The organism is Radiobacillus sp. PE A8.2 (genome assembly GCF_045635475.1).
Lineage (GTDB): Bacteria > Bacillota > Bacilli > Bacillales > Amphibacillaceae > JBJGXI01.
In genome coordinates this window covers 1-5,572 of record NZ_JBJGXI010000088.1, presented here as the reverse complement: position 1 = coordinate 5,572, position 5,572 = coordinate 1, and the positions used below count along the sequence as shown (strand labels likewise).

Sequence of the window (5,572 nt, the reverse complement as noted above, 5' to 3'; positions counted from 1 at the left end):
GCATTTTAATATCAAGATCCCACATGTGAAATCTCCTTAATCCTTCTTTATTGTCAGACAAACTACTCTATTACAAACAACACAAAACACACGATTCCTTTCAACACTCATATAAAGCAACATCACTTTTTCATAATAATCTTATCGATAATCCCATATTCAAGTGCTTCCCCAGCACTCATAAAGAAATCGCGGTCTGTGTCTTGTGCTACCTTCTCTACTGATTGGCCTGTGCGTTCAGAAATGATTTGATTCACATGGTCTCGTAACTTCAAAATTCTTCGCGCAGAGATTTCGATTTCGGTTGCCTGACCTCGAGCTCCACCTAGTGGCTGGTGAATCATCACTTCACTATTCGGTAGTGCGAAACGCTTACCCTTTGTACCAGCAAGCAGGAGCAGTGCACCAAATGATGCAGCCATTCCAATACAAATCGTACTAATGTCGGCTTTTATGTGCTCCATCGTATCAAAGATCGCAAAACCCGCAGTTGTTGATCCACCTGGGCAATTAATATATATCGAAATATCTTTGTTAGGATCGTCTGCTTCGAGAAACAAGAGCTGGGCAACAACACTATTGGCAATTTGGTCATTGATTTCATCACCAATAATTATAATGCGGTCCTTTAGTAGTCTTGAGTAAATATCGTATGACCTTTCACCGCCTCTTGATTGCTCAATAACATACGGTATTGTAGTCATATAGATCCCCCTTTTACGCTGCCATAGAGTAGAGGGCTTGTGGTGAAACAGAATGCTTTTGTGGTGTCAGCTTTGGTCCATCTGTCAGTGATGGTAATTTAGATATACAATCAATTAAAATTGTTGGGTCATCGTACGCCAGAGATTGGTACAATAAATCGGACAACAATTTTCTTTCTTGTTCATTCCAGAAACTGTCGACGGATTTCACCTGCGTCTGTTCCAAGCGTTTTCTGGCACGATGAAGTGATGCTTTAACTGCCAAATCGGTTGTTGCTAGGATTGTGGCAACCTCACTTGCTTGATAGCAAAAACCATCTTTGAGCGTTAGAATGATAGCCTGCTTTGGTGTTAACTTATCGACTAATACCTTTACCGTGTCAAGCCGGTTTCCCAGTTGATTGGAATCATTCTGCTCGCATGCATCTTCAGCAATTCCAACAATCTCATTTTTTCTTTTTCTAACGGTATCGATCCAATGATTGTAGGCAATTTTCTTCAATAGACCTGCATGTAGTTCAGACGGACGATAATGTTGAAGCGCTTTTAGAACCGATTCTTGCACAAGATCTTCTGCGTCCCACTTATTATTCGTTAGAAAAGAAGCGTACTTGCTTAGACTATCTTGCATCTTGTTTAACTTCTGAGACCTTTCACTGACTATTAAGCTAGACCTTGCATTCAATTGATTCACTCCTTTAAGCACCTCTCTGCCTCTATAACGGCTAAAGTGACAAGAAAGATACGGGTAGATAAAAAAATTTTCGCGCACATTCATAAAAATATTTTAACACTAATTTCCAAGATACATGCAATTGAGTATGTTTGTTTTAAAGATGTAGAAATTTGTAACCTTACATCTTGTATATACGTATGGAAGGTTACAGAAAATAAGTTTTATACGAGGAGGTGTTAGCATGGAACTTGCAGGGATAGATTTAGCTGTTTTAGCCCCGATTTTCATTATTGAGTTTCTTTTATTTATTGTTGCTCTTATTGCTTGGATTCGAACACCAGAAACAAAAGGACCTAGATGGATGTGGTTACTTATTATAATTTTCATCCAGATCGTCGGCCCTATTTTATTTCTTATACTTGGAAGGAGGCAAACTTAATGTCAATGATTAAAGTAGAAAATTTGACGAAACAGTTTGACGGCAAACCTGTAGTCAACGATTTATCGTTTGAGCTTAGCCCTGGTAGATGTGTTGCGTTGCTTGGGCCGAATGGCGCTGGGAAAACTACTACCATACGGATGTTATCAGGCTTACTCAAACCTTCCAAAGGTGCGATTACCTTTGAAGGCATGAATGGAAATGGCGATGTTAGAAAGCATATTGGTTATTTACCACAGCATCCTGTTTTTCACAGTTGGATGACAGGTAAAGAATTTCTCGTTTACGTTGGTCAGCTTGCTCATTTATCAAAACTAGAAGCAAGTGACCGTGCGGATGAACTACTTGAACGGGTAGGTATTGCAGAAGCGAAAAACCAACGCACAGGTAAATATTCTGGCGGTATGAAGCAGCGTCTTGGTATTGCCCAAGCAATGATTCACAAGCCAAAGTTAATTATGTTAGATGAACCTGTTTCTGCACTAGACCCGATCGGGCGCAGGGAAGTTCTAACTCTTATGGAAGAGTTAAAACAAGAAACGACAATTCTTTTTTCTACACATATTCTTGGTGACGCAGAAGAAGTGAGTGACGATTTACTGTTAATGCACAAAGGACAAATCCTTGAATCCGGTACTTTAGAACAATTACGTTCCAAGCATCAAGCTGCTCGAATTCATGTCGCATTTCGCGATTCTATTGATACATACAAAGATTTACTAGAACAACTTTCATGGGTAACAAGCACCGTTATTAATCGTCAAGAAGTCGTTCTTGAAGTAACTAACATCGATGATGCACGAACATACATCTTACAAATGGCACTTCAAGAAGATTGGCCGTTAACTAAATTTGAAATAAGTCGTACAACGCTTGAAGATTTATTTATGAAGGTGGTGAATGGATAATGCAATGGCTTACTATTTTTAACAAAGAAATGCTGGAATACTGGAGAAATTTTAAATGGATTTGGGTACCCCTTGTTTTTATTCTTATAGCCATTATGGATCCGATCACGACTTATTACTTACCAGTCATATTAGATGCTGTCGGTGGTTTGCCAGAGGGTTCTGAAATTCCTATGCCTGAGTTATCAGCTGTGGACGCACTAATGATGAGTTTTACTGAGCTTAGTATGTTCGGTGTATTAGTTATTGTTCTTTCTTCGATGGGACTAATTGCAGGTGAACGTAAAAGTGGTGTTGCCGAATTAGTATTAGTAAAGCCGGTGCACTATTTCACTTATATTTCAAGTAAATGGGCCGCTACACTCGTATTGGTTTGGGGCTCTTTATTTATTGGTATGTTTGTTAGCTGGTATTATGTAAATTTATTATATGGTGACCTTTCTTTTGTGGCACTTCTACAAGCAGTTGGCTTTTATGGCTTATGGCTAACTTTAGTTGTAACCGTTACAACCTTCTACAATACGTTGTTCCGTGGACCAGGTTTAGTTGCCTTTGTTTCCCTTGCTACGATTATTGCGATGAGTATTACGAATATGATCTTAAAGCATATTTTAACTTGGTTCCCAAATAACTTGTCTGGATATATAGGTGATATGCTTGTAAACGGTGAAATCTCCGGTGATTTATGGGGGACTGCCATGATTACGTTGGTTGTGATCATCGTCGTATTAACTGCTTCCTACTTTACATTCCGCGGTAAAGAAATGGCAGAATAGCATGTATAAGCCCTTCTCTCAAAGATTGTGGGAGAGGGGTTTTTAATTAGAAAGGAAAATGGAAAATGAAAGATATAGTAATCCGCAGCTACCAAGAAACAGATTTTGACGACATACACAACTTAAATACTGAAGAAGGCTGGTTTTCATTAGTTGAACGGCAAGCTGACGTTCGACAAGCACTACAGCAATCAAATCCTGTATTAGTTGCACTTGATCATGACAAAGTAATTGGCTACCTTCGTGCGATAACAGATACACAAATTAGCTTATATGTATGTGAACTACTTTTAGAGGTTGTTCAAAAAGGTGCCAAATGATCAGTGGCGAACTCTAGAGTTGGTTCATCTTACCGGTTATGGAAAAGCAAATCACTTTTCCTTACCTCACGAGCGGAAAAGCCTACACTGCGGTCGCGGGGACTTTCACCGCCTCGACCTTCTTGCTGCTAATTCGTCACCTTTTTGAACACGTACTTTTAGAAAAAAGTTATCGCGGTCAAGGAATTGGCACCGCACTACTGCAAGTATGTCATCAGCGTTTTCCACATACGAGATTGGAAATGCTAGCCACTTCCGCCTCCAAAGATTATTACGAAAAATTGGGTTTTCGAGCTTTTTACGGCTTTCGTAAGACGATGGATGAATAGATGATACAGTTTACGACAAACTCCGTACAAAACTTGCAAAACAAGTCAAACATTCATGACAGTCACTGACAAATTTCTAGTCGCTTGTCCTTTATAATAGAGACAAATGTAAAGTGATGAGGGTGAAAAATGGAGAACACAGTAACGATTCATAAATTCAGACACTCACAGTTTCGACACGACCTAGAACAAAATAAACCGATCCATCGAGATGATTTTTGTTTTTATCGCTTTATTGGTGGCAACTCTAGTGAAACGAATGAATTAATTGATCAGTTAAATGTATTGAAGGATAAGAAGGCATTAATGCTTGGGATCTTTCGTTTTCCGTTTCGATTCGAAGGCAAGAGACGCATGCAAACTGCCATTCACCAATATCATCGCATGAGAGAACTTTGTGACTCCGTTATTTTTTTCCACGGTGATGGCATGCTTGAAATGATTGACCAAAGTAGTTCTTTAGTTGAAGCAAATCAAATTTTCAATTCTTATGAAGAAAATGCGATAGCTGCTTTAGAGGAAATGATTTATGTACCAGGGGAGATTAACATCGACGCCAGGGATATTCGCACGTTTATCAAGGAAAATAAAGGCCCAATTTTCCTGCATACATTGGAAGAGGATTCTTTTGATGAACCATTAAAATACCTAATCTCCGCGCCTTATTTGCCAGAAAATTATACTGATGGCAAGGAAATGATTATCAACATCGGCTACTCACAAGATGTAAACATGGAGGCGTTTCGCCACATCAACCTTCGACTTCACGATATGTTTCATAAAGCAGAATTAGTAAAACTCGGCTCTTATTTTATGAAAAAGCCCGGCAATAGATTTAAAATCACCATATTAGTGAGCGGAATTGAGGATCCGTTTCCAAAGCCTGATGATTTCGGAAAGCTACCTTTGCCTTCACTATGGTTTAAACGAAAGTGGGAACTGATCCAAAGAAGAGGAAAAGAGTTGAAGGTGTTTCAATCAGATACGAGTGATTCCTCAAGTGAACGGTTTTCTGAAGAAGAAAAGCAGGATGAGGAACAGGATAAGATCTTGTATTATAGTAAAAAGCGGCTTCCTTAAGGGTCCGTATAGAACTTTCAATAGCCTTAATTAACGCTCTCGGTAAAAGCTCTGGGCGTTATTTTGTTTGTCTAATTGATAATAGGTAATTAATACAGAATACATTCATATTAGTTACCATCTTCTCTTATAACATATTCAATTGTTTCATCATCCTCCTTTTTATGTTCATCTGTATACTCTGCCCAATGAATATTATGGTCAATCAAAATCTGAATGAAATCTGATATTTTCTTACCGCTAAGCTCAGCTGCTCGTGCTAAGGTTAATTTTTTTGCAGTATACAAATACATAGCTATTGATAAATCAACATCTTCATCAACAGAATCAACATTTCCCT

The 5,572-nt window shown here is 38.7% G+C and carries 9 protein-coding genes; 6 read left to right on the top strand and 3 right to left on the bottom strand.

All coding sequences use genetic code 11. From position 1 onward, the window contains the following. Positions 1-122 precede the first annotated feature (122 nt). Entirely contained in the window at positions 123-704 is a 582-nt protein-coding gene (clpP, locus tag ACI6MV_RS24565) for an ATP-dependent Clp endopeptidase proteolytic subunit ClpP (RefSeq protein WP_407272957.1), read from the bottom strand. A 13-nt stretch (positions 705-717) separates the two neighbouring features. Further along, entirely contained in the window at positions 718-1,389 is a 672-nt protein-coding gene (locus tag ACI6MV_RS24560) for a sigma-70 family RNA polymerase sigma factor (protein ID WP_407272956.1), read from the bottom strand. Between the two features lie 232 nt (positions 1,390-1,621). On the opposite strand from ACI6MV_RS24560, the gene ACI6MV_RS24555 reads away from it, so the two are divergent. The 6 genes from ACI6MV_RS24555 to ACI6MV_RS24530 all read left to right on the top strand — a co-directional run bounded on the left by ACI6MV_RS24555 (position 1,622) and on the right by ACI6MV_RS24530 (position 5,232). Further along, on the top strand, positions 1,622-1,819 hold the full coding sequence (locus ACI6MV_RS24555; protein WP_407272955.1) for a PLDc N-terminal domain-containing protein: 198 nt from the start codon (positions 1,622-1,624) through the stop codon (positions 1,817-1,819). Next, on the top strand, positions 1,819-2,727 hold the full coding sequence (locus ACI6MV_RS24550; protein ID WP_407272954.1) for an ABC transporter ATP-binding protein: 909 nt from the start codon (positions 1,819-1,821) through the stop codon (positions 2,725-2,727). The genes ACI6MV_RS24555 and ACI6MV_RS24550 overlap by 1 nt, the downstream gene beginning before the upstream one ends. After that, positions 2,727-3,503: an ABC transporter permease gene (locus ACI6MV_RS24545; protein WP_407272953.1), complete on the top strand. Its 777-nt coding sequence runs from the start codon at positions 2,727-2,729 to the stop codon at positions 3,501-3,503. The genes ACI6MV_RS24550 and ACI6MV_RS24545 overlap by 1 nt, the downstream gene beginning before the upstream one ends. Positions 3,504-3,568: 65 nt before the next feature. Then, entirely contained in the window at positions 3,569-3,823 is a 255-nt protein-coding gene (locus ACI6MV_RS24540; protein ID WP_407272952.1) for a GNAT family N-acetyltransferase, read from the top strand. A gap of 38 nt (positions 3,824-3,861) precedes the next feature. After that, the gene (locus ACI6MV_RS24535) at positions 3,862-4,152 is read left to right on the top strand and encodes a GNAT family N-acetyltransferase (protein WP_407272951.1); all 291 of its coding nucleotides are present in this window, start codon (positions 3,862-3,864) and stop codon (positions 4,150-4,152) included. A 129-nt stretch (positions 4,153-4,281) separates the two neighbouring features. Then, the gene (locus ACI6MV_RS24530; RefSeq protein WP_407272950.1) at positions 4,282-5,232 is read left to right on the top strand and encodes an FtsZ/tubulin family protein; all 951 of its coding nucleotides are present in this window, start codon (positions 4,282-4,284) and stop codon (positions 5,230-5,232) included. A gap of 110 nt (positions 5,233-5,342) precedes the next feature. On the opposite strand, the gene ACI6MV_RS24525 is transcribed toward ACI6MV_RS24530, so the two are convergent. After that, a partial coding sequence (locus ACI6MV_RS24525; RefSeq protein ID WP_407272949.1) for a UPF0175 family protein occupies positions 5,343-5,572 on the bottom strand: 230 nt, incomplete at its 5' end.